This is a genomic window from Methylobacterium sp. J-070, from assembly GCF_022829385.1.
GTDB lineage: Bacteria > Pseudomonadota > Alphaproteobacteria > Rhizobiales > Beijerinckiaceae > Methylobacterium.
Map to the genome: position 1 here is coordinate 91,065 of NZ_JAKSXX010000110.1, position 22,144 is coordinate 113,208.

The window sequence follows — 22,144 nt, forward strand, 5'->3', positions numbered from 1 at the left end:
CGGTTCCGAACCGCGAAGATGGGGTTCCGCCCGCCCCGCGGCAACGGCGCGGCGGGCGTCCTCAACAGGTGCGATCAGCCGGTGGAGGCCGATTTCCGGATGCGGTCGACCGCCAGATCCACGTCGAACCCGGTGGCCAGGATCTCGTCGAGGCCGAACGGGCTGGCGCGCGGCAGCGTCAGGTTCACCTGGCCTTCCTCGGGCGCCAGCTCCGGCGTCTCGGCCTCCTGGATCGCCAGCGTCCAGGCCCCGTCCATGCGCAGGCTCCCGGCCTCGGGCGGGTCGGCCGCCAGCGCGGCGAGCTTGTCCCGACCCGCCTCCCGGCAGGCGAGGCTCCTGTCGTCGTCGGAGATGAGGGCCGCCTTGATCAGTTCGGCCAGGGCATCCCTGACCCGTTCGACGCTCGCGTTCATGGGCATCCGTTCCCGCTATCGCCGCCGCGTGGCAAGCCGGATGCCAGTGCGCAGTGGGGCGCGTCGTCACCGGCGCCCATCAGGTCGACGGAGGGTGAGGTGCGACCGTCTCACCGGAACCGCCGATCTTCCCTCGCCATCCGTGCGGTGTAGAAGGCGTGAATGATCCCGGTCCTGACCCGCCACACCGAGGCCGTACCGCTCTACGAGGCGGCCATCGCCGAGCTGCGCGTGCGCGGTTTCGAGGGTGACTTGAGCGCGTCGGAGGCCGACCGCACCGTCTTCGCCACCGACAACTCGATCTACCAGGTCGAGCCGGGGGCCGTGGCGTTCCCGCGGACCCGCGACGACCTCGTGCGGATCGCCAAGCTCCTGGACGATCCGCGCTTCGCCGAGATCGTGATCCGCCCCCGCGGCGGGGCCACCGGCACCAACGGCCAGTCGCTCGGCCACGGCCTCGTGGTCGACACCTCGCGGCACATGAACCGCATCCTGGAGATCGACGTCGCGGGCCGCACCGTCCGGGTCGAGCCGGGCGTGGTGAAGGACCAGCTCAACCGGGCGCTGGCCGCCCACGGCCTGTTCTTCGCGCCCGAGCTCTCGACCTCGAACCGCGCCACGATCGGGGGCATGATCTCCACCGATGCGTGCGGGCAGGGCTCCTGCCTCTACGGCAAGACCCGGGACCACGTCCTGGCGCTGACCTGCGTCCTCGCCGACGGCACGGTCTGGACCGCGGAGCCCCTCGACGCGGCCGGCCTCGAGGCCGCCAAGGGACGCAACGACCGGGTCGGAGAGATCCACCGCACCGTCGAAGCCGTCGTCACCGAGAACGCCGCGCTGATCGCCGAGCGCTTCCCCAAGCTCAACCGCTGCCTGACCGGCTACGACCTCGCGCACCTGCGCGACGAAGCCGGCCGGTTCGATCTCAAGAGCGTGCTCTGCGGCTCGGAGGGGACGCTGGCGCTGATCGCCGAGGCGCGGCTCGCCGTGCTGCCGGTCCCGAAGGCCTCCGTGCTGGTGGCGCTCTCCTATGTCGACTTCGACGCGGCGCTCCGCGATGCGCAGGCCCTGCTGCCGTTCGGCGCCGCCTCGGTGGAGACCATCGATTCCACCGTCCTGGCGCTCGCCCGCCAGGATCCGATCTGGGCCGAGGTGCGGGCGTTCTTCCCCGAGGATCCGGTCGGGCGCCCGGTGGACGGGATCAACCTGGTGGAGTTCGTCGGCGACGATGCCGGCGACGTGGAGGCCGCCCTCGGACGGCTCACCGCGATGCTGGAGGCCGAGCGCGGCACCGACACCAGACGCCTCGGCTTCACCATCGCCCGGGGCGCGGCGATCGAGACGCTCTGGACCATGCGCAAGAAGGCGGTCGGCCTGCTCGGCGCCGCCAAGGGCGATGCCCGGCCGATCCCGTTCGTGGAGGACACGGCGGTGCCGCCGGAGCGGCTCGCCGACTTCATCGCCGAGTTCCGGGCGCTCCTCGACGCCAAGGGGCTGCGCTACGGCATGTTCGGCCACGTCGACGCCGGCGTGCTCCATGTCCGCCCGGCCATCGATCTGAAGGATCCGGACCAGGACCGCCTGATCCGCGAGGTCACGGAGGGCGTGGTCGCGCTCACCGCCCGATACGGCGGCCTGCTCTGGGGCGAGCACGGCAAGGGCTTCCGCTCCGAATTCGTGCCCGCGACCTTCGGGCCGCTGATGCCGGCGCTGGAGGCGGTCAAGCGCGCCTTCGACCCGGGCGACCGGATGAACCCGGGCAAGATCGCCTCGGCCCGGGGCGGCGCGCTCACCCGGATCGACGGGGTGCCGCGCCGGGGCGCGCAGGACCGCTCGATCCCGGCGCCGGTCCGGCAGGATTTCGACGCGGCGCTGCACTGCAACGGCAACGGCGCCTGCTTCAGCTTCGACACGGACGAGGCCATGTGCCCGTCCTGGAAGGCGACCCGGGAGCGGCGGCACTCGCCCAAGGGCCGCGCCTCGCTGATGCGCGAGTGGCTGCGCCGCGCGGCCGCGGAGGGCGTCGACCCGAGCGCCGCGCTGAGGCGCCAGCGCGCCGGATGGTTCCGCGACCTCGCCGCGACGCTGCGGAGCGGCCTCCGGCCGCGCTCCCGGACCGAGGACTTCTCCCATGCCGTGAAGGAGGCGATGGACGGCTGCCTCGCCTGCAAGTCCTGCACGGGGTCCTGCCCGATCAAGGTCGACGTGCCGGCGTTCCGGGCGAAGTTCCTGGCGCTCTACCACATGCGCTACGCGCGGCCCCTGAAGGACCATTTGGTGGCGGCGCTCGAACCGCTGCTGCCCCTGGCCGCCCGGATGCCGCGCCTGAGCAACCTGTGCCTGACCAATCCGCTGGCCCGCCTGCTCCTGGCCAAGGCCGGACTGGTCGAGATCCCGGCCCTGTCGGAGGTCGATCTCAAGGCGCGGCTGGCGGGTCTCGGCGTCGCCGTGGCGACGCCCGAGGTCCTGGCGCGGCTGGACCCGCAGGCGCGCGAGGCGGCGGTGCTGGTGGTGCAGGATGCCTTCACCAGCCACTTCGACGCGGAGGTGGTGGCCGATAGCTGCGCGCTCCTGATCGCCCTCGGCTTCAGGCCCTGGCTGGTGCCCTACCGGCCGAACGGCAAGCCGTTGCACGTGCACGGGTTCCTCGCCCGGTTCACCGCGGCGGCCCGGTCCAACGCCGCGATGCTGCGGGACCTGGGCCGACAGGGACTGCCCCTGGTCGGGATCGATCCGTCGATGACGCTGACCTACCGCGCGGAATACGCCGAGGTGCTCGGGGAGGATCTGCCGAAGGTCCATCTCCTGCAGGAATGGCTGGCGGCCCGGCTCGACCGGATCACGCCCCGGCAGGGCGGGGGGACCATGCGGCTGCTGCCGCACTGCACCGAGCGAACCAACGCGCCCGGCGCCGTGCGGGACTGGCAGGCCGTGTTCGCCCATCTCGGCCTGCGCCTCGACGTGCCGGCGGCCGGCTGCTGCGGCATGGCCGGGACCTACGGCCACGAGGCGCGCCACCGCGGCACCTCCGAGGCGATCTACGGCCTGAGTTGGGCCCGCCACGTCGCCCAATCGCCCGGCTGCACCCTCCTGGCCGACGGCTATTCCTGCCGGTCCCAGGCCAAGCTCGTGGACGGCGTGCGGCTCCGCCACCCGGCCCAGGCGCTCCTCGACCATGTCGGGGCGGCCCCGTTCCGTCCCGAGCGCGCGGCGGCGGCGCCGCGATGAGCGCAGCCACCTTGAACGTCGCGGTGGTGGGGGCCGGCGCGGTCGGCTGCTATTACGGGTTCCTCCTGGCGCGAGCCGGCCACGCGGTGACGCTGATCGGGCGTCCCGCCCTGGTCGCGGCCGTCCGGTCGGCCGGGCTGGTGCTGGACAGCGCGGCCGGGACCGACGCGCTCCCCGTGCGGGCGACGACGGAGGGAAGCGGGGTCGCCGGCGCCGATCTGGTGCTGGTCTGCGTCAAGTCGGGCGATACCGAAACGGCCGGCGCGCTGATGGCGCCGCATCTTGGCCGGCACGCGACGATCCTCAGCCTGCAGAACGGCGTCGACAACGCCGAGCGCCTCGCGGCCGTCCTGGAGCGGCCGGTCGTGCCGGTGGCGGTCTACGTCGCCACCGCGATGGCCGGGCCGGGCCATGTCCGGCACAACGGCCGGGGCGACCTGATCCTCGGCGCATCCGAGGCGAGCGACCGGATCGCCGCCGCGTTCGCGGCGGCCGGCATCCCCACCACGGTCTCGGCGCGCGCCCTGGACGCGCTCTGGGGCAAGCTGATCCTCAATTGCGCCTACAACGCCCTCTCGGCGCTGACCCAGCTTCCCTACGGCCGTCTGGTGCAGGGCGAGGGCGTGGTCGCGTCGATGACCGACGTGGTGCAGGAATGCGTCGCGGTGGCGGAAGCCTCGGGGGTGACCGTCCCGGACGACATCCTCGCCACGGTGCTGAGCCTGAGCGTCAGCATGGCCGATCAGCGCTCGTCCACCGCCCAGGACCTCGCGCGGGGCCGACCGAGCGAGATCGACCATCTCAACGGCTATGTGGTGCGCCGGGGGGCGGCTCTGGGCATCCCGACCCCAGCGAACCGGATGCTGCACACGCTGGTCAAGCTGGTCGAGGGACGGGCGGGGGGCGCGGTGCAGGGTTGAGAGCTGGCACAGCGTGCCGGCTATTGGCGATCCGCCCAGCCGTGGCGACCGGGTGGCAGCATCCGCAGATCGCGCACGAGAGATAGGTAGCCGGCCTTCGGCCGGGTCCCGCTTTCCGTCCGAATACACCGCCTTCTTCAAGCGATGTCTTTCGCGGAAGCGGGCATCGATCTTTACCGGCACCCAGAACCGTCGGCAGCTTCGTCTCAAGCTTGACTGTCCGGTCGACGCCCTCTGCCGATCCACGGACCTGTTCTGGTGCCTGGCGGCCCTTGGTCGCGCGTTGAGAGCACGAGAAGCCGGAACAGAGTCGTGTTCTCCCGAGTAGCGTCACGATCGAGGCTTTCGGGCGTGCCGTCGGGCGTCCCGGGCCCCAGACACAGGCAAGGGTGGATAGAGTCACGACCGACCCCGCGATCAAGGGTGTGGCGACGCCGGCGGCGACGGCCCTCGTGGTGGCCGACATGATCGGCGTCGGGGTGTTCACCAGCTTGGGGTTCCAGGTGACCGACATCCGGTCGGGCTTCGGGCTGCTGCTGCTCTGGAGCATCGGTGGGCTGGTCGCCCTCTGCGGAGCCTTCAGCTACGCCGAACTCGCCACGATGTTTCCCCGATCGAGCGGCGAGTACAACTTCCTCACGCGCGCCTACGGTCCGGCCCTCGGCTTCATGGCGGGCTGGCTCTCGGCCACCGTGGGCTTCGCGGCGCCGGTGGCGCTGGCCGCGATGGCGTTCGGACAATACGCCAAGGCCTTCCACCCGGCGGCCCCGCCGTTCCCGCTCGGGCTGGCGCTCATCTGGAGCGTCACCGCCATCCGCCTGAGGGGCGGCCGCCTGGGGGAGACGTTCCAGGTCGGCGCGACGCTGCTGAAGCTTTTGCTCATCGTGGCCTTCATCGCCGCCGGCCTCGCCACCGGGGGCGGGCCGCCCATCAGCTTCGCGCCGAGCGCCTTCGATCCGGCACAGGTCTTCACCGCCGGCTTCGCCGTGAGCCTCGTCTTCGTGATGTACGCCTATTCGGGCTGGAACGCCGCGACCTACATCGCCGGCGACCTGGCCGATCCGCGCTACAGCCTGCCCCGGGCCCTGCTGCTCGGGACGGGCCTCGTGATCGTGCTCTATGTCGGGCTGAACGCGGTGTTCCTCTACACCACGCCGCTCGACGAACTCGCCGGACGGATCGATGTCGCCATGATCAGCGGGCGGCACGTCTTCGGCGCGGAGGGCGGCCGTGTCGTCGGCGCGATGATCTGCGTCGGCCTGATCCCGAGCGTCGGCGCGATGATGTGGATCGGCCCGAGCGTCACCGCCACGATGGGCGAGGATGTGCCGCTCCTGCGCCTGTTCGCCCGACGCACCCGCGGCGGGGTGCCCAGGGCCGCGATCCTCCTGCAGTGTGGCGTGGCCAGCCTCCTGCTCCTCACGCAGAGCTACGAGGCGGTCCTGGAATTCATCCAGTTCGGCCTGATCCTGTGCTCGTTCCTGGCGGTGCTCGGGCTGATCAAGCTGCGGATCACGCGGCCGGACCTGCCGCGGCCCTATCGCGCCTGGGGCTACCCCGTCACGCCGACGATCTTCCTCGGCGTCACCCTGTTCATGCTGGCCTACCTGGTCGCCGCGCGCCCCATCCAGTCGCTCGGCGGTCTCGGGGTGCTGCTCCTCGGCCTGGCGCTGTACGCCGTCTCCCGCACCCACGGGCGGAGGTGATCACCGGCCGGACGACGAGGCCGGCTGGGTCACGCGCAGCACGTCGAGGCGATATTCGGCGGTTCTCGACTGGGCCTGCACCCGGGCGAAGCCGCGTGCGCCCGCGATGAAGCCCTCGGCCGCATCGTCGCCGGAGAGCGGGTAGTGCGTGACGCCAAGCCAGTGGACGAGCACGATGTCCGCCTCCGGCAGGACGGCGCCCTCGACCCGCGCGACGAGGCGCGCCAAGTCGGCGCGGTCGAGGTAGTAGGCCACCTCCGAGATCACGACGAGGTCGAACCGCCCCTCCGGCCACGTGCCGGGAACGGCCGCCAGCATGAAGTGCGCGTTCGGACAATCGGCGCAGCGCGCCCGCGCGGCGTCCAGCACGGAGGGAACCACGTCGAGCCCGATCAGCGCGTCGCAGCGCGGGCAGAGCTGATGGGTGAAAACGCCGATGGAGCATCCCACGTCCAGAGCGGACGCGTAGTGGGCGCGCGGCAGGGCGGCCAGCGTCGCCGCGTACTTGTCGCGCTCGTAGGGGCTCGTGGCGAATTTCCAGGGATCGGACTCGGTGGCGTACATGCCCTTGAAGTAATCGGGATCGAGGGTGGTCGGGCGCCGGCCGCTCGGGGCGGCGACCGGCCTGTCGGAGGTCGTCTCCACGCCTGCGGCGCCTCCGACCCCGAACACGGTGCCGGCGGCGGCAACGCCTCCGGACTGGAGCAACTGACGGCGTGAGACAGGCCCGCGGTCGCGCACGATGCACCTCAGGGCGCCGATCGCCCTAGGAGCGGGGAACCGCCCGTAACCGGGACAGTTCCGGGCCACGCGCCGAGGCTCTGCACGGGCGCGGCTTGGCGGGGCTCTGCCGCGACGTCCGCCGCGCGGCCATTCCGACCCGAATGCCGCCCCTCGCGACGCCAACCCCTTCCAGACCCGGGAAACCGGTGGAAGACGTCCAGCGGTATCTCACCGCTCACGCGCGCGCCGCGGCATTCGCCTTCCGGGTCGCCGCGGCCTTCCTGGCGGAGGCCGAGCGCGCCTCCGCGGTCCGGCCGGCGGAGGCCTTGCCCCCGGTCGCCCCGCCCTTGTGGGCCGCCGGATGCCCGGTGGTCTTGCCCCGGCCCGAGCCGCCGGGCTTCTTTCCCCCGCCGTCGTCCTTGTTGACCGTGGCCCAGGCCCGGGCCTCGGCCTCCTGCTCCGGCACACCCCGCGCCTCGTAGGACTCGGCGATGTGCTCCGCCTTGCGCTTCTGCTTGTCGGTGTATTTCGACTTGTCGCCCTGCGACATCGCCGGTCTCCCGTGGTTCAGCCCGCCCCGGTCGGCCCGTCGAGGATGGCCCGCACGCGGCGGACCAGCTCCGTGCGCCGGTAGGGCTTGTTCAGGAGATCAAACTCCGAGCCGCCGATATCGGTTCGCTCCAGGCTCGCCTCCGCGTAGCCGGTGGCCAGCAGGACCTTCAGCCCGGGCCGGCGGCGGCGGGCCTCGCGGGCGAGCAGCACGCCGTTCATGCCCCCCGGCATGATCATGTCGGTGAACAGCAGGTCGACCCGCCCGGTCGAATCCAGGATCTCCAGGGCCTCGCGGCCGTTGCCGGCCGTCAGCGTGGTGTAGCCGAAATCCCGCAGGATGGTGCGGGCCAGCTCGGCCACGTCCTCGCGGTCGTCGACGATCAGGACCGTCTCGGTCCCGTGCCGGTCCACGGCCCGGGGCTGGGCCTTGGCGGGGGCCCTGACGTCGCCGTCGGTGGCCGGGAAGGACAGGCGCACGGTCGTGCCCGCACCCACCGTCGACGCGATCTGCGCGGCGCCGCCCGACTGCTTGGCGAAGCCGTAGACCATCGACAGGCCGAGGCCGGTCCCCTTGCCCTCCTCCTTGGTGGTGAAGAACGGATCCATCACCCGGGCCAGCACGGCGGGCGGCATCCCGCTGCCGGAATCCCGGATGGCGATGCTGACGTAGCGGCCGTCGCGCAGCGGGCCGATCTCCCGGTCGGCGGCGACCTCGCTGTTCTCGGTGATGATCCGCACGGTGCCGCCCTCCGGCATGGCGTCGCGGGCGTTGATCAGCACGTTCAGGATCGCGACCTCGGCCTGGGTCGGGTCCACGCGGCAGTTCCAGAGGTCCTCGGCGAGATCGAGTTCGACCTTCACGGCCTCGCCCACGGAGCGGGCGACCATCTCGCCCATGCCCTTCACAAGGGCGTTGAGATTGACGGCACGCCCCTCCAGCCGCTGCTTGCGGGCGAAGGCCAGCAGCTGCTGCGTCAGCGTCGTCGCGCGCTCCGCGGCCTGCCGGATGTTCTCGGTGGCGCGCCCGAGCCGGGCGCGGTCGGCATCCGGCTTCTCCAGCCCGGCGGCCAGGATGTCGACGTAGCCGACGATCACCTGCAGCAGGTTGTTGAAATCGTGCGCGATGCCGCCGGTGAGCTGGCCGAGCGCCTCCATCTTCTGGGCCTGACCGAGGGCGTCCTCGGCGTCGCGCCGACGGGAGACGTCGAGCTGGGAGCTGAAATAATACACGACGTCGCCGTCGGCATTGTAGACCGGGGCGACGAACAGGGCGTTCCAGAAGGTCGAGCCGTTCTTTCGGTAGTTCAGGATCTCGGTGGCGAAGTCCCGCTTCTCGGCGATCGCCGCGCGGACCTGCGCCACCGTCCCGCGGTCGGTATCGGGGCCCTGCAGGAAGCGGCAGTTGCGGCCGATCAGCTCCTCGGGCGCGTAGCCGGTCATCGCCAGGAAGGCCCGGTTGGCGAAGATGATCGGGTTGTCCGGCTGGCGCGGATCGGTGACGATCATCGGCATCCGCGTCGTCTCGACGGCGGCGAAGAAGATGTCGCTCTTGCGGTCGGTGATGTCGCTCGGCGCGCCGTCCCTGACCTGCGGACCCGGACCGACCGGCGGGGTTTCTGGAGTCTCAGGCATACGAGGCGGTCTTCACCGTCCAGGCCGCGGAAGCTCTCGACGCGCGGCCGCGCCCGTCCGGCGCGCGCGAAGGGTGGCGGACTTGCGTCGGCAGGCCGACGCGTCCTCCGCCCAAGCCATCGATGAACATCGGGTCACCGCGCAGGCGCCGGGGGCCGCCTTCGGCAAACCCGCGCGGAGCCGGTCCCGGCGGCACCGCCCCGGGAAACGGACCCCGGCCTTCGTGCCGACGCGCGCGCCTGTGCCGGACCGGCACCCGGTTCGGTCGAGCGCCACTCAGCGACCGGAGCCGCGCGGTCGCGCGGCCGGCGGGCCTGCCGGCCACCTCGGGGAGCGTCGACGGCATCATGCAGCCGCCGTCTGAACCGGACCGGGAAGCGCGGCGGTCGGCGCCGGGAGATGCCGCGCCGGAGACGGCTCGCGGCAGGCGTTCAGGACCGCCGAGAGCGCCTCGTTGAGCGAAGTCACCAGGATGTCTGCGGACGTCGCCCGGCGCAGGCGGTCCAGGGTCGCCGGGTCGCGCTCCCGCCAGAAGCCGACGAGGATCTGCACGCCCGGCACCGCCGCCCGGGCCTGCCGGACCGTGAAGCGGATCTGCGACAGGCTCACCGGCTCCAGGTAGGAGAAGCAGATCAGCGCGAGCCCCTCCGGATGCTCGGGACGCTCGCCGGCCCGGATCGCCGCCATCGACAGGATCTGCGAGGCGAGGCCGTGCCGGGCGAGGATCTGGCTCAGCATCAGCGTCGCCGCCTCGTCGAACGGGCCGCGGCTCGATACGCACAGGACCGGCGTCTCGCTCCGCCAGCTCGGCGCGAGGTCGTCGCGGCCGAGGACGATGCCCGCCACCTGCCGGTCGGGCCCGATGGCCGCCAGGGCGGCGGCGGTCTCGGTGTCGGGTCCGCGGCCGGACCCCCGCCGGCTCCGCCGCGCGACCGGCGCGGTGCCGAGATGGTCCACCACCGTGCGGATCGCGGTGCCGACCTCCTCCTGACGGTCCCGGTCCAGGGTGCCGCGCGAGAGATCCTCCTGGGCAAGGAGCAGGCCGGCCAGGGCGACCTCGTCGTAGTAGGTGACGAGGGCGCGCTCCTTCAGGAACTGCCACCCCTGGTCGACGGCCTCGATGGGGTCGCCCGCGAGCATGCGCTGATAGAAGATCTCCGGAGGCGACAGGGCGGGCTGGTCGCCCAGCAGGACGTCGAGATACCAGAGCCGCTCCACGTGCCGCCCGAGGACCACGAGGCAGACGGTGAGCGGTGTGGCGAGCACGAGGCCGATCGGGCCCCACAGGAACGTCCAGATCGTCGCCGCCAGGATGACGGCGATCGGCGAGAGGCCGGTGGAGTGGCCGTAAAGCAGCGGCTCGATCACGTGCCCGCAGATCGGCTCGACCACCAGGAACAGGGCCGCGGTGGCGATCACCATGCTCCAGCCGGGATCGACCGCGGCGGCGAGGATCAGCGGCAGCAACGCGCTGATCGCGGCCCCGATATACGGCACAAAGCGCAGGATCGCCGCCAGGACGCCGAACAGGGTCGGGCTGGGCACGCCGATGATCCAGAGGCCGAGGCCGATCACGAGGCCGAAGGCGATGTTGAGGGCGAGCTGCGCCAGGAAGAAGCGGCTGAGCCGGCTGGTGGCATCGTCGATCGCCGCGGTGGTGCGGCGCAGGTCGCCCGAGCCGCCGGCCAGCTTGATCGCCCGGTTCCGCAGGTCCTCGCGCTGGAGCAGGATGAAGATCGTGAAGATCAGGATCAGGCCGGTGGTCGCCAGGGGGTGAAGCAGCGGCCCCGCGAAGGTCTGCAGCGTGTCGACCACGCTCGCGCGGGCGGGCGTGAGTTCCACGGTGAGCGGGTGCGTGCGCGAGCCCGGCTCGCCCCGGACCTCCGCGGCCGGAGGCGGCTGCAGGGTCGCGCTGAGGTCCTGCACCATGTCGACGATGCGCGAGAGCGTGCCGGTCCCGGCCGTCGCCCCCCGCAGGTCCTTGATCTTCGAGCGCATCACCTGGGTGTAGCGCGGCAGGTCTGAGGCGAGCTGGGACGCCTCGTTGGCGATGAGGCTGCCGATCCCGAACAGGGCACCGAACACGATCACCACCACCAGCAGCACCGCCGGGGCCCGGGGCACCCGGAGCCGGCGGAGCATTCGGACCGCCGGCACCAGGACGAAGCTGAGAAGGATCGCCAGCGTCACCGGCACCAGGATCTCGCGCCCGAGATACAGGGCCGCCATCGTCGACACGACCAGGAGGAGCGAGGCCAGCGCGACGAAGACCGGCAGGCCCTCCCGCAGGCGCTGGGCTGTGACGGGATCCTCGCTCAACGAGACGCTCCACTCGGCTGGGATCTGGCGGTGGCCGCTCGCGCGGCGTGGGAAGGGGCGGCGGAGGCGTCCGGCATGTCAGCTGGCCTGCGCGGTCTCGCCCAGGGCGGCGCTGATCTGGCTGAGCAGCTTCGAGAAGTCGACCGGCTTCGGGTGGTAGTCGTCGCAGCCGGCCTGGATCGCCTTGTCCCGGTCCCCGGACATCGCGTGGGCGGTGAGCGCGATGATCGGGATCGCCCGGGTGTCGGGACCGGATTTCAGCGTACGGGCCACCGACCAGCCGTCGAGGATCGGGAGGTTCATGTCGAGCAGGATGACGTCGGGCTGGCCCGACCGGGCCTGACGGACGCCGGCCTCGCCGTCATGCGCCAGGATCACCTCGTAGCCGCGCCGCTTGAGGCGGCGGGAGAGGAAATCCCAGATCTCCTCGTGATCCTCGACCAACAGAATCTTCGCCATCGGAAACTCGCACTCCGGCTCGCGTCGCGCTGGCCGGGACCCCAACGCGCGGCAACGCACAATCGCCCAACGCGCCTGCCGCGATTCCGGTCCGTGGGGCCGGGATCGGCGGGACGGCGGTTGACCCGGCCACCGCGCGGTATGAGCGTGCCGCGGCGCGAATCGGCAATACTGGTGAGGACAGTATGGCGAACAAAACCGATATCGAGTTTTATCATTCACCCAACACGCGCTCGTCGGGGGTGCGCGTGCTGCTCGAGGAGCTGGGTGTCCCCTACCGCCTGCACGCGCTCAACATGCGCGCCGGCGAGCATCTCCAGGATGCCTACCGCGCCATCAACCCGATGGCGAAGGTGCCGGCGATCCGCCACGGCGAGGCCGTGGTGACCGAGCAGGCCGCGGTCTATCTCTACCTCGCCGACCTGTTCCCGGAGGCCGGCCTCGCCCCGGCGCCGACCGATCCCGCCCGCGCTGCCTACCTGCGCTGGATGGTGTTCTACGGGTCCTGCTACGAGCCGGCGGTGATCGACCGCTACCTGAAGCGGGAGCCGGGCCCGCGCGGCATGTCGGCCTATGCCGACTACGACAGCGTGATCGCCCGGGTGACCGAGGCGCTGACCCCGGGCCCGTACCTGCTCGGCGAGCGCTTCAGCGCCGCCGACGTCCTGTGGGGCGGCGCCCTCGGCTGGACCATGGGCTTCGGCCTCGTCGATCCCGCGCCGGTCCTGACGGCCTATGTCGAGCGCATCCGGTCCCGACCCGCCTCCCGGACGGTCGCGGCCGCGGATGCGCAGCTCGCCGCGGCGCACGAGGCCGCGGCGGCGGCCCAGGCCGGGCCGGCCTGAGCGGCGCTCAGCCGTCCCCGTCCCAGACGCCCGTCCGGGCGAGCTGCGGGGCCGGCTCCGGGCTGCTCCAGAGCAGGGCGACGGCGGCCCGCCGTCGCCAGCCCCCCTCCACCGTGAACGACCACGTGCGCTGCGCCCCCGCCAGGCCGGTCGCGTCCAGGCCGGACCAGTCGATGGCGGCGCGGCCCCGCAGGACCAGGAGATCGCCGCGCGCGAAATCGAGGAACAGCAGCGCCGCCCGGGGCTCCCCGATCAGGTTGCCCAGCGTGTTGAAGTAGCGGTTGCCGGAAAAGTCCGGGATCGTCAGCACGTCGCCCCGGAGCCGGACGAAGCCCGGGCGGCCGCCGCGGTGCGAGATGTCGGCGCCCCCGTCCGCAAGCCCGTCCCGGGCGCGGCTCGCCACGAACAGGGTGTCGGCGCCGCGGATCAGCGTCGCCGCGTCCGGGTCGAGCCCCGTGAGGGGTTCGATCATGCCCGGCGGTCGCTGGAGGGGCTCGGCGGTGCGCCGCTGGATATATTGCGGGCAGTTGCCGAAGCTCTGGGCCACCGCGACGGTCAGGCCGGCCGAATCGCGGCGCACGACGCGGCCGTTGGCCCGGTTGCGCCGCCGGGTCGCGAAGTCGATGCCCAGGATCCCGACCTCGGCGCCCGGCCGGAGGGCTTGATCCACCGGATCCGCGGGGTCCGGCGCCGCCGCGATGGCGAGGTGGGTCGCGTCGGGGGCCTGCACGAAGCCGGGTTGTCCCGTCAGCATCGTCGCGACGGGGGCTCCGGCCTCGTCCACGGCGCCCACCAGGAGATACGGCAGCCCCGCGAAGAACGTGCGGTGCTGCTCGGGCATGAAGGGACGGATCGCAGGCGTGTCGCCGAGGACGTGACCGGCGCGGCCTTGGGCGGCGATCTCGTCGGTGTGGAAGCTGGCCATGACGAACCTCACGCCTGTTCGGGACTGGGGGGCGCCGGCATCGGGGTGAAGCCCGGGAGCGCCTGGACCCGCGCGATCCAGGCCCGCACGGCCGGATAGGGTTCGAGCGGGACGCCGCCCTCGGGGGCGTGCGCCACGTAGGAATAGCAGGCGATGTCGGCGAGCGTCGGCCGGTCGGCGGCGAGGTACGGGCGGTCGGCCAGGTGCGCATCCATGAAGGCGAGGATCCGCGCCGCCGTCGCGTGGACGGCGGACCGGTCGCCGGCCGCGCCGAACACCACCATGAGCCGGGCGTGCGCGGGGCCGGCCCGGACTTCGCCGGCCGCGATGGACAGCCAGCGCTGGACCTGCGCGGCGCCGACCGGATCGGCCGGCATCCAGCCCGCCTCCGGCGCGTAGCGCGCGGCGAGATAGACCAGGATCGCGTTGCTGTCCGGGATCACCGTTGCGCCGTCCGTCAGGACCGGGACCTGGCCGAGGGGGTTCAGGCGCCGGAACGCCGGCGCCTCCCGCTGGGCCGCGCCCGCGACCTCGACGAAGCGATAGGGCAGGCCCAGCAGCGACAGGAACAGTTCCGCGCGGTGCGAATGCCCCGACAGCCGCAGGCCGTAGAGGGTGAGATCGGGGGTGGTCATCGTGGGGATCTCCGGTTGCGACCCGAATGTCGTCCTTGCAGAACGCCGCGGAAATCCCGAAACTCTGACCGTCAGAATTTCAATGCGCGCAGCAATCGATGGATCGGCTGGACGAACTCGCCGTCTTCGTGGCGATCATCGATGCCGGAAGTCTCGCCGGTGCCGCCCGCCGGATGCGCCGCTCCGCCGCCGCTGCGACGCGGGCCCTCGCGAGCCTGGAGGGGCGGGCCGGCGCGCGCCTCGTCGAGCGGACGACCCGGCGGCTCGCGCCCACGCCCGCCGGCCTGGAGTTGGCCGAGCGGGCCCGCTCCCTGCTCACCGGCTACGACGCGGCCGTCTCGGGGGCGTCGGGCGCGGGCGTGCGCGGGCTGGTGCGGGTCACCGCCCCCGTGCTGTTCGGGCGCAAGCACGTGGCGCCGGTCGTGTCGGGGTTCTTGGACACCTTTCCGGAGACGCAGGTCGAACTCGTTCTGGCGGACCGCAACCTCGACCTCGTGGACGAGGGCATCGACGTCGCCCTCCGGATCGGGCAGCTCGCGGAATCGCGCCTCGTGGCGCGCCGGGTCGGACAGGTCCGCCAGATCGTGGTGGCGAGCCCCGCCTATCTCGCCGCCCGGGGCACGCCGGGTTCGCCGGCCGAGCTCGCCGAGCACGACACGATCCTGGGCATCGTCCGCTCGGGCATCCGGGAATGGCGCTTCGGCGCGAACCGCGTGCGCCTCGCGCCGCGCCTGATCGTCAACGAGGTGGAGGCGTCGCTGGTCGCCGCCCGGGCCGGACACGGCATCGCGCGGGTCCTGTCTTATCAGGCGGCCGACGACATCGCGGCGGGCCGTCTCGTGCGCCTGCTCGCCGCCCACGAGCCGCCGCCCGTGCCGGTCCAGCTCGTCACCCCGAGCCAGGGCTTCCGGCCGCCCCGGGTCGGCGCCTTCCTCGACTATGCGGCCGACGCACTCAAGGCGCTGCCGGTGCTCCGTCCCGACGCATCGCGGTGAGACTTGCAAAGAACCGCGGTCCGACTGGGCAAACGGTTGAAACGGCAGAGGTATTGGATGCCGTTCGCATGACCGGCGCTTTCGCGGCCGGACTCTTGCTGGGGGCGTCGCGGAGCCTGGTCCCAGCGCGCTCGGGCCCCGCCGGACCCGTCCGGCCGACTGCGTCGGCGCGCCGATCGGATCAAGCCAGCCCATGCGTCTGCTCACCCCGCTCCTTGCCGTGCTCGCGCTCACGCTGCCCCTCGGCGCACCGGCCGAAGCCGACGCGCTGACCGGCACGCTCAAGAAGGTCAGGGACAACAACAGGCTTGTCCTGGGCGTGCGCGATACCGCGACCCCGTTCAGCTATCTCGACGAGAACCAGAAGGTCGTCGGCTTCGCGGTCGACATCTGCCTGAAGATCGCCGACGCGGTGAAGCGCGAATTGCAGATGCCCGGCCTCGCGGTCGGGATGGAGTTCGTCAATTCGTCCTCCCGCATCCCGCTGATGACCAACGGGACGATCGATCTCGAATGCGGGACGACCACCAACAATGCCGACCGCAAGAAGCAGGTCGACTTCACCAACACCCACTTCCTGACGGCGACCCGCTTCGTCTCGAAGAAGGACCAGAGCATCGCCGGCCTGGACGATCTGCGCGGCAAGACCGTCTCGTCGGTGGCCGGCTCGACCAACATCCTGATGCTGATCAAGGCCAACAACGAGCGCAAGCTCGGCATCACGGTGATCGCCGCGAAGGACGTGCCGGAGGGCTTCCTGCTCGTGGAGACCGGCCGGGCGACGGCCTTCGTCATGGACGACGTGCAGCTCAGCGTCGTGGCGGCCCAGTCCAAGGATCCCGCCGCCTACGTGGTCAGCCAGGAGACCCTGTCGAACCCGGAGCCCTACGGGATCATGCTGCGCAAGGACGACCCGGCCTTCAAGGCGGTGGTCGACCGGGCGACCGCCGACCTCTATCGGAGCCCCGAGATCATGACGATCTACGACCGCTGGTTCCTGAAGCCGGTGCCGCCGCGCGGCCTGACCTACAACGTGCCGCTCTCCTCCGCCCTGCGCTGGGCGTTCGCCCACCCGAGCGACAACCCGGACCCCGCGTTCTACGCGCACTGATCTGTCGCCCGGCGGGGTTCCGCTCCGGCCGCGGAGATGCGATGCCGCAGGACCGATCCGTCCGCGTCGCGAAGCGTCCTCCATGACCGACAGCACAGAGCCGGCTCTCGCGCCCGCGGCTGCCATCGCCGGACCGCCGGCCCCGTCGATCCCGCGCCTGATCGTCGTGCTGGCCTGCGCGGGGTTCGGCAGCACCTTCGCGCTCCGCTCGGTCGAGCCCCTCGTCGGCGTCCTCGCCCGGGACCTCGGGAGCGACGCCCACACGGTAGCTCTCCTCTCCACCGCCTTCGCGCTGCCCTACGCGTTCATCCAGCCCGTCCTCGGGCCGGTCGGCGACGCGCTGGGCAAGGAGCGGGTGATGAGCACCTGCCTCGCGGTGCTCGCCGCCGCGCTCACGCTGTGCAGCATGGCCCCCGATATCGGCAGCCTGTTCGGCCTGCGGATGGTGGCGGGCGCGGCGGCGGGTGGCTGCATCCCGCTCTCCCTGGCGCTGCTCGGCGACCGGGTGCCGATGGACCGGCGCCAGGTGGCGATCGGGCGGTTCCTGGTCGCGGTGATCCTGGGCCAGCTCTCGGGCTCGACCTTCGCGGGCCTGATCGAAGCCGCGATCGGCTGGCGCGGCGTCTTCGCCGTCACCGCGGCGGTGGCGGCCTGCGCCTGCGCGGCGACCGTGTTCGGCTTCGACCGCGCCGGCCGGGCCCCCGCCCGCCGCCCGGCCTTCGGCGAGGCCATGACGCGCTATCGGACGATCCTGGCCAATCCCCGGGCGCGGGTGCTGTTCTCGGCGGTGTTCATCGAGGCCATCGCGATCTTCGGCGTGTTCCCGCACCTCGCCCCGCTGATCGAGGCGCGCGGGGAGGGCGGCCCGCGCGAGGCGGGCCTCGTGCTGGCGGGCTTCGCGGTCGGCGGCCTGCTCTACTCGGCCCTGGTGGGTCTGCTGGTGCGCCTGCTCGGCCTGCCGCGCATGCTCGTGGGCGGCGGCCTGATCTGCGGCGTGTCGCTCACCGTGGTCGGGCTCGCGGGCTCGTGGCAGGTCGACTGCGCCGCGCTCACCACCATGGGCCTCGGCTTCTACATGCTGCACAACACCTATCAGACCCAGGTCACCGAGGTGGCGCCCACCGCCCGCGCCTCCGCGGTGGCGCTCCACGCCTTCTCGTTCTTCTGCGGGCAGGCCCTCGGCGTCGCGGTGCTGGGGCAGGCCCTGATCCGGCTCGGCCAGTTCGGTGCGCTCGCCGCCTGCGCCGTCACCATCCTGGCGCTCGGGATCGGCACCGCCCTCGCCCTGCGGCAGAAGCCGACGCCGGTCGCGTTCCCGGGCTGAGCGGACGCTCAGGGCCGCTGCAGCGCCAGCGCCTTGAGATCGAAATCGGGATCGGCCGCCTGACCCGGCGTCAGCGGCGTTCCGGCGGCGAGCAGGCGCCGGGCGATCATGTGGTCGCCCGCCCGGTCGACGGATTCCACGGCGCTCAAGGCGCCGTCACGGAAACGGAAGACCGAGAAGGCCTGGCCGGAGCCGCGGACCACGCCGGCGTCGCCGGGTCCCGACAGGCCGGCGATCTGCAGCTTGTGCGGGCCCTGGTCGCTCCAGAACCAGGGAAGCGCGCCGTAGGCCGCGGGCTTCCCGTTGAGGCGCGCGGCGAGGCAGCGGCCCTGGTCGATGGCGTTCTGCACGGACTCGATCCGCACCGTGCCGTCGGCCGTGAGCCCGCGGGCGAAGGGGCTCGGGAACCTGGCACAGTCGCCGATCGCCGAGACGGCCGGATCGGGGGTCGCCAGGAACGCGTCGACCCGCACCCCGTCCCCCGCCGGCAGGCCCGCCTCCACGGCGAGTTCCCGGTTCGGCAGCACGCCGATACCGACGAGGACGAGGTCGGCGGGCAGCTCCCGTCCATCGGCCAGGGCGACGCCGGCGGCGCGGCCGTCGCGCCCGAGGACCGCCGTCACGCCGGCCCCGAAGGCGAAGCGCACGCCCATCGCCTCCTGGGCGCCGCGGAAGTAGTCCCCCATCTCCGGCGAGACCGCCCGGGCCATGGGCCGCTCGGCGGCCTCGATCACCGTCACCGGCAGACCGCGCCCGGCCGCGACGGCGGCGAATTCGAGCCCGATGAAGCCGGCCCCCACCACGACGATCGCCCGGGCGGCGGCGAGGTCGGCCCTGAGCGCATCGGCGTCCGCAAGGCCGCGCAACTGGCGCACGCCCGCGAGGTCGGCGCCGGGGACCGGCAGCGGTCGGTTGCGGGCACCGGTGGCGATGACGAGGTGGTCGTAGGCGAGGTCTTGACCGTCCGAGAGGCGCAGACACCGTCCGGCCCGGTCGATCGCCACCGCGCGGATCCCAGGCCGGTGCGTGATGGCGTGCTCGGCGAAGAAGCCGGGCTGGCGCAGGAACAGGCCGTCCTGCTCGGCCTTGCCGGCGAGGTAGGCCTTCGACAACGGCGGCCGCTGATAGGGCAGGGCGGCCTCGTCGCCCACCAGGGTGATCGGGTCCCTGAAGCCGCCCTCGCGCAGGGAGGCGGCGAGCTGGAAGCCGGCCTGACCGGCGCCCGCGACGACGATCCCGGCGGGGGTCACGGCTTGGCCCCCGGCAGGACGAGCCGGCTCTGCGCGACGCCCGGCAGGCTGCGGGCGCCCTCGGACATCAGGTAGGACCAGACCGCGGAGGCCGCCGGCCCCAGCACCTTGTCGGCGCGCCGGACCGCGTACCAGTCGCGCCGGATCGGCAGGCCCTTGACGTCGAGGAGCACGAGACGGCCCCCGTCCAGCTCGGCCGCGACCGAATGGACCGACAGCAGGGCGATGCCCAGCCCGGCCATCACCGCCTGCTTGATGGTCTCGTTCGAGCCGGTGTCGATCTCCAGCGGCGCCCGCTTCACCAGCACGCCGCTCATGAACTCCTCGAACACCATCCGGGTGCCCGAGCCCTCCTCGCGCAGGAAGAACGGCTGGTCGGCCAGGTCCTCGCGGTCGAGGTTCTGCCGCCCCGCCAGGGGATGGTCCGGGGCCGCGATCAGCACGATCGGGTGCGGGCCGAAGGTGGCGGCCTCGATCGGGAAGTCCCGCGGCGGGCGGCCCATCAGGGCGAAGTCGATCTCGTAGCCGCGCAGGGCCTCGACCGTCTGGCCGCGGTTGCGCACCGACAGGCTGATCTCGACGCCCGGATGCTTCTTGACGAAGCCGGCGATCACCTGCGGGGCGAAATACTTGGCGGTGGAGACGACGCCGAGCGCCACCCGGCCGCCCTCGGCGCCGCGCAGGGTCCGCAGCCGGTCGGTGCAGGTCTCCAGCACGGTGTTGATGCTGTCGATCGCCCAGAGCATCTCGCGCCCGGCATCGGTCGGCTTGAGACCCCCCGGCGTCCGGTCGAACAGCAGCAGCCCCGCCTCCTCCTCGAGCTGGCGGATGCGCGCGTAGAGCGCGGCCGAGGTGACGTTCAGCTCCTGCGCGGCCCGGGTCATGGTGCCGAGGCGGGCCACCGCCGCCACCGCCTGAAGCTGCTTGAGGGAGAGGTTGCGCATGGCGGAGGTCTCGTTTTTCTGTCCTATGGCACAAGATCCGGCAGAAATCTTGAGCGTGGCGTCTCGGGTTCCTGTCGACCGGGGGGCGCGGCCCGCTATCATGGTCGCCGAGAGGCCGCTACAGACCCGGCGCGGAACGCGCGATCCCGGCGGGCGGGATCCGAGCAGGAGAGACAGGCCGATGGCAAATTCAGCGGCGATCGGGACGCCTCTCGACACCTGCCTGGCTCAGGCCGTGGAGTCCGACCCGGCGCTGAAGGACGCCGCCGCGGTGATCGCCGCGGTGGCGCGCTCGGCGGTGGAGATCAGCGAGCGGATCGGGCGCGGCGCGCTCGGCGGCGACCTCGCGGCGGCGGGCGAGCACAACAGCGACGGCGACGTCCAGAAGGCGCTGGACGTGATCGCCCACGAGAGCGTCACCGCGGCCCTGCGGGGCGCACCCGTCGCCGAAGTGGCCTCCGAGGAGGCCGAGGAGGTGATGCGGCTGAACCCGGACGCGCCCCTCGCGGTCGCCATCGACCCGCTCGACGGCTCGTCCAACATCGGCGTGAACATGGCGGTGGGGATGATCTTCGGCATCCGGCCGTCGATCAAGGATCCGGGCAACCCGCTCGCCTCGTTCACGACGCCCGGCTCGACGCAGATCGCCGCGGGCTTCGTGACCTACGGCCCGGCCACCGCGCTGATCCTGACGCTCGGGCAGGGCACCCAATCCTACGTGCTGGATAGGGCCGAGGGCCGGTTCCGGCTGACGGGCCAGGCCATGGCGGTGCCGGCCGCCACCAAGGAATTCGCCATCAACGCCTCGAACGCCCGCCACTGGGATGCGCCGGTGAAGGCCTACATCGAGGATTGCCAGCGCGGCACCGAGGGGCCCCGGGACAAGGACTACAACATGCGCTGGCTCGCCTCCCTGGTGGCCGACATCCAGCGCGTGCTGACCCGGGGCGGCGTGTTCCTGTACCCGGGCGACGCCCGGAAGAACTACGCCCGCGGTCGCCTGCGGCTGCTCTACGAGGTCGCCCCGGTGGCGATGCTGGTCGAGCAGGCCGGGGGTGCCGCCACCGACGGCCAGACCCGCATCCTCGACCTCGTCGCCACCGGCATCCACGAGCGCGCGCCGCTGGTCTGCGGCTCGACCGAGGAGGTGGAATGCGTCGCCGCCTATTATGCGGGCGGCAAGCCCGATGCCGGCCGCTCGCCGCTCTTCGGCCAGCGCGGCCTGATGCGGTCCTAGGGTCCAACGCAAAGTCGAAAAACGCATGTCGGCGCGGCACCCCATCATCTCGGTGACCGGCTCCTCCGGGGCCGGCACCACCTCGGTCCGCAACACCTTCGAGCAGATCTTCCGCCGCGAGGATGTGAGCGCCGTGTTCATCGAGGGCGACGGCTTCCACGCCTACGACCGGGATACGATGCGGGCGATGATGGCGCGCGAGCCGACGCTGTCCCATTTCGCCCCGAAGGCGAATCTCCTGCCGGAGCTCGAGGCGGTGTTCCGCAGCTACGCGGAATCCGGCGCCGGCCGGACCCGCCACTACGCGCACGATGCCCACGACGCGCAGGCCTACGGCATCCCGGAGGGCAGCTTCTCCGCCTGGGAGGCGTTCCCGCCGGATTCGGACCTGCTGTTCTACGAGGGCCTGCACGGCTGCGTGGCCGACGCCGAGGTCGACATCGCCCGCTACGCCGACCTGAAGATCGGCGTCGTGCCGGTGATCAACCTCGAATGGATCCAGAAGCTGCACCGGGACCGCTCGTTCCGCGGCTACTCCACCGAGGCGGTTACCGACGTGATCCTGCGGCGGATGCCCGATTACGTGCAGACCATCTGCCCGCAATTCTCGTTCACCGACATCAACTTCCAGCGGGTTCCGACCGTCGACACCTCGAACCCGTTCATCGCCCGCTGGATCCCCACCGCCGACGAGTCGATGGTGGTCATCCGCTTCAAGGACCCGAAGGGGATCGACTTTTCGTATCTGGTCTCGATGATCCACGACAGCTTCATGAGCCGGGCGAATTCCATCGTGATCCCGGGCGGCAAGCTCGATCTCGCCATGCAGCTGATCCTGACGCCGATGATCATGCAGTTCGTCGAGCGCCGCCGGCGGCTGGCCTGAGCCTCGGAGGGATCCGTTGGATCGACCCGGAACGCCG

At 72.1% G+C, this 22,144-nt stretch carries 19 protein-coding genes; 9 read left to right on the plus strand and 10 right to left on the minus strand.

Annotated features, from left to right (window positions below; all coding sequences use genetic code 11):
• Positions 1-74: 74 nt before the first annotated feature.
• On the minus strand, positions 75-413 hold the full coding sequence (locus MKL01_RS08560) for a hypothetical protein (RefSeq protein ID WP_243904788.1): 339 nt from the start codon (positions 411-413) through the stop codon (positions 75-77).
• A gap of 162 nt (positions 414-575) precedes the next feature.
• Here MKL01_RS08560 and MKL01_RS08565 point away from each other — a divergent pair, with 162 nt between their 5' ends.
• From MKL01_RS08565 to MKL01_RS08575, 3 genes are all read left to right on the plus strand, one after another.
• Positions 576-3,644, plus strand: coding sequence for an FAD-binding and (Fe-S)-binding domain-containing protein (locus MKL01_RS08565; RefSeq protein WP_243904789.1), 3,069 nt, complete (start codon positions 576-578; stop codon positions 3,642-3,644).
• 11 nt (positions 3,645-3,655) lie between these two features.
• Positions 3,656-4,564 carry a ketopantoate reductase family protein gene (locus MKL01_RS08570; protein WP_243904845.1) on the plus strand — a complete coding sequence of 303 codons (909 nt, stop codon included), beginning with the start codon at positions 3,656-3,658 and terminating at the stop codon, positions 4,562-4,564.
• 389 nt (positions 4,565-4,953) lie between these two features.
• Positions 4,954-6,270 (plus strand): APC family permease, encoded by a 1,317-nt coding sequence (locus MKL01_RS08575; protein WP_313901442.1) that lies wholly within the window; start codon positions 4,954-4,956, stop codon positions 6,268-6,270.
• Here MKL01_RS08575 and MKL01_RS08580 read toward each other — a convergent pair whose 3' ends face one another.
• The 5 genes from MKL01_RS08580 to MKL01_RS08600 all read right to left on the minus strand — a co-directional run bounded on the left by MKL01_RS08580 (position 6,271) and on the right by MKL01_RS08600 (position 11,955).
• On the minus strand, positions 6,271-6,834 hold the full coding sequence (locus MKL01_RS08580; protein ID WP_243904847.1) for an SAM-dependent methyltransferase: 564 nt from the start codon (positions 6,832-6,834) through the stop codon (positions 6,271-6,273).
• 394 nt (positions 6,835-7,228) lie between these two features.
• A complete protein-coding gene (locus MKL01_RS08585) occupies positions 7,229-7,543 on the minus strand; it encodes a plasmid stabilization protein (RefSeq protein WP_243904790.1) in 315 nt (104 codons plus the stop codon).
• A 17-nt stretch (positions 7,544-7,560) separates the two neighbouring features.
• Complete coding sequence (locus MKL01_RS08590) at positions 7,561-9,177, minus strand: hybrid sensor histidine kinase/response regulator (RefSeq protein ID WP_243904791.1); 1,617 nt, start codon at positions 9,175-9,177, stop codon at positions 7,561-7,563.
• 345 nt (positions 9,178-9,522) lie between these two features.
• Positions 9,523-11,496: an AI-2E family transporter gene (locus tag MKL01_RS08595; RefSeq protein WP_243904792.1), complete on the minus strand. Its 1,974-nt coding sequence runs from the start codon at positions 11,494-11,496 to the stop codon at positions 9,523-9,525.
• Positions 11,497-11,574: 78 nt separating this feature from the next.
• Positions 11,575-11,955 carry a response regulator gene (locus MKL01_RS08600; protein ID WP_243904793.1) on the minus strand — a complete coding sequence of 127 codons (381 nt, stop codon included), beginning with the start codon at positions 11,953-11,955 and terminating at the stop codon, positions 11,575-11,577.
• A 185-nt stretch (positions 11,956-12,140) separates the two neighbouring features.
• Here MKL01_RS08600 and MKL01_RS08605 point away from each other — a divergent pair, with 185 nt between their 5' ends.
• Positions 12,141-12,800: a glutathione S-transferase family protein gene (locus MKL01_RS08605; protein ID WP_243904794.1), complete on the plus strand. Its 660-nt coding sequence runs from the start codon at positions 12,141-12,143 to the stop codon at positions 12,798-12,800.
• Between the two features lie 7 nt (positions 12,801-12,807).
• Here MKL01_RS08605 and MKL01_RS08610 read toward each other — a convergent pair whose 3' ends face one another.
• Together MKL01_RS08610 and MKL01_RS08615 are read right to left on the minus strand one after the other, a co-directional pair.
• Positions 12,808-13,725 carry a pyridoxamine 5'-phosphate oxidase family protein gene (locus MKL01_RS08610; protein ID WP_243904795.1) on the minus strand — a complete coding sequence of 306 codons (918 nt, stop codon included), beginning with the start codon at positions 13,723-13,725 and terminating at the stop codon, positions 12,808-12,810.
• Positions 13,726-13,733: 8 nt separating this feature from the next.
• Positions 13,734-14,360: a glutathione S-transferase family protein gene (locus MKL01_RS08615; RefSeq protein WP_243904796.1), complete on the minus strand. Its 627-nt coding sequence runs from the start codon at positions 14,358-14,360 to the stop codon at positions 13,734-13,736.
• Between the two features lie 98 nt (positions 14,361-14,458).
• Between MKL01_RS08615 and MKL01_RS08620 the strand changes: the two genes are divergently transcribed.
• The 3 genes from MKL01_RS08620 to MKL01_RS08630 all read left to right on the plus strand — a co-directional run bounded on the left by MKL01_RS08620 (position 14,459) and on the right by MKL01_RS08630 (position 17,790).
• The gene (locus MKL01_RS08620) at positions 14,459-15,355 is read left to right on the plus strand and encodes a LysR family transcriptional regulator (RefSeq protein ID WP_243904797.1); all 897 of its coding nucleotides are present in this window, start codon (positions 14,459-14,461) and stop codon (positions 15,353-15,355) included.
• 193 nt (positions 15,356-15,548) lie between these two features.
• Positions 15,549-16,466: an amino acid ABC transporter substrate-binding protein gene (locus MKL01_RS08625; RefSeq protein WP_243904798.1), complete on the plus strand. Its 918-nt coding sequence runs from the start codon at positions 15,549-15,551 to the stop codon at positions 16,464-16,466.
• 82 nt (positions 16,467-16,548) lie between these two features.
• Positions 16,549-17,790, plus strand: a complete 1,242-nt coding sequence (locus tag MKL01_RS08630) for an MFS transporter (protein ID WP_243904799.1) — start codon at positions 16,549-16,551, stop codon at positions 17,788-17,790.
• Positions 17,791-17,798: 8 nt separating this feature from the next.
• Here MKL01_RS08630 and MKL01_RS08635 read toward each other — a convergent pair whose 3' ends face one another.
• Together MKL01_RS08635 and MKL01_RS08640 are read right to left on the minus strand one after the other, a co-directional pair.
• Positions 17,799-19,040: an NAD(P)/FAD-dependent oxidoreductase gene (locus MKL01_RS08635; RefSeq protein ID WP_243904800.1), complete on the minus strand. Its 1,242-nt coding sequence runs from the start codon at positions 19,038-19,040 to the stop codon at positions 17,799-17,801.
• The gene (locus MKL01_RS08640) at positions 19,037-19,984 is read right to left on the minus strand and encodes a LysR family transcriptional regulator (protein WP_243904801.1); all 948 of its coding nucleotides are present in this window, start codon (positions 19,982-19,984) and stop codon (positions 19,037-19,039) included. The genes MKL01_RS08635 and MKL01_RS08640 overlap by 4 nt, the downstream gene beginning before the upstream one ends.
• 181 nt (positions 19,985-20,165) lie before the next feature.
• On the opposite strand from MKL01_RS08640, the gene MKL01_RS08645 reads away from it, so the two are divergent.
• Positions 20,166-21,221: a class 1 fructose-bisphosphatase gene (locus MKL01_RS08645; RefSeq protein WP_243904802.1), complete on the plus strand. Its 1,056-nt coding sequence runs from the start codon at positions 20,166-20,168 to the stop codon at positions 21,219-21,221.
• Between the two features lie 25 nt (positions 21,222-21,246).
• Complete coding sequence (locus MKL01_RS08650; protein WP_243904803.1) at positions 21,247-22,107, plus strand: phosphoribulokinase; 861 nt, start codon at positions 21,247-21,249, stop codon at positions 22,105-22,107.
• Positions 22,108-22,144: the final 37 nt, after the last annotated feature.